Annotated in this window: 2 protein-coding genes; both read right to left on the bottom strand. The window is 42.7% G+C overall.

Going from position 1 to position 1,429, the window contains the following annotated elements; genetic code table 11:
• The coding region (locus CLV97_RS17720) for a carbohydrate-binding protein (RefSeq protein ID WP_146130556.1) at positions 1–296 on the bottom strand (296 nt) is incomplete at its 3' end.
• 336 nt (positions 297–632) lie between these two features.
• Positions 633–1,229 (bottom strand): ankyrin repeat domain-containing protein, encoded by a 597-nt coding sequence (locus tag CLV97_RS17715; RefSeq protein ID WP_106346837.1) that lies wholly within the window; start codon positions 1,227–1,229, stop codon positions 633–635.
• Positions 1,230–1,429 lie beyond the last annotated feature (200 nt).

Raw genomic sequence — 1,429 nt, 5'->3', positions numbered from 1 at the left:
GTGGTGTGTTTGGTGGTGCCGTCCTTGATTTCTTCGACCTTCTGGATCTGGTTCAGCTCCGTGTACGACATTTTGTAGGTGTCGATTTCCGCCCCAAAGCTTCCGTCGGTCATCTCGATCAGGTTGCCGTTGGCGTCATACGTGTACTCGAATTGCTTCTTCTCGTTGTCCGTCTCCCCGGAATCGTTCCGCACCAGCTTCACCGCGTCGGCGATCACGTAGGTGTTGTCGGCATCGTTGGACAGGGTGATGCTCCAGGTGCGGTCGGCGCGGAAAGTGTAGGTGCCGATGTCCACCCACTAGCTGCCGTTTTGGGTCTGGTTCACCCGCTTCTCGGTAGTGCCGTTCGCGTGCTCGATGTGTAGGGGCGTTGGTCACCCAGTGAGTGTTAATGTCAATCTCGTCACCCAAGAGAAAGTCAATGTTGAACAAAAAACAAAGCCACTCCGCAGAGTGGCTACAATCATATTTATTTCATTTTTCCACAATAGACAAAACGATTCAAACATTTTTATCGCCACCTTATTTCGACACAGATCTTTTAGCTAACTTTCGGTTTATTATGAAATTACCGAAATGATAATAACTTCCGCTGCTGTACCAGTCTAAATTCAGGAAAAGCTCCAGCGGGTTTATTCTCCTCCATACTTTCGAAGGATATTATTTATATTAACTAACTTATCCTTTATCAATAAATCCTCTTCCAACAGTGCTTTAGCAAGATCTAAAGGAGTCGGTTCTCCCACATTAACACTTGCACCACTTTCAAGTAAGATAGAAACAATTTTCTCATGGCCTTTTATTATAGCATAGTGTAGCGCTGTCCACCCATCATTATTTACAGCATTAATGTCAGCTCCATATTTTAACAATAAATTGATTGCATCCGTACACCCGCCTCTAGCAGCTTCCATTAGAGGAGTCCATCCCTCATCAGTTTTTGTATTAACATTGGCATTATTTTTCAATAACATTTCGACAATTTCCATATAACAGAAATACGAAGCATGGCTTAGCGCAGTCATCCCAAAATGGTTTTTCTGGTTAGGATTCGCCCCATATTCTATCAATAGATCAACCATTTTTTTGTCGTTATTATAAGTAGCTATCAGCAGCGCACTATACCCTCTTCTATCCGCTATATTAGGATCTCCCCCGTTTTCCAAAATACTTTTAACAACTTCCAGGTCTCCAGACTCAACATATTCTAACAGATTTCTTTTTTCCATTTTAGCATCCCCCAAAAAATAGTTATTTACCGGTTGCCATAAAACATGGCAACCGGTAAGTTATAAGTTATTTAAGTCGAAGGTGATAAACGCTACTCAAACTAGTGCCCCTTCAGGCAACCTTGATCTTGTTTTGTTCTTTTAAGATGGCTTCGTGATGTTTGTTTTTGTTGCGCCAACGGATGTATGCTTGGATGGCT

The organism is Planifilum fimeticola, assembly GCF_003001905.1.
GTDB classification, from domain to species: Bacteria; Bacillota; Bacilli; order Thermoactinomycetales; family DSM-44946; genus Planifilum; species Planifilum fimeticola.
Note: the sequence above shows the minus strand (reverse complement) of the source record. Positions and strands in the feature narration are given on the sequence as shown.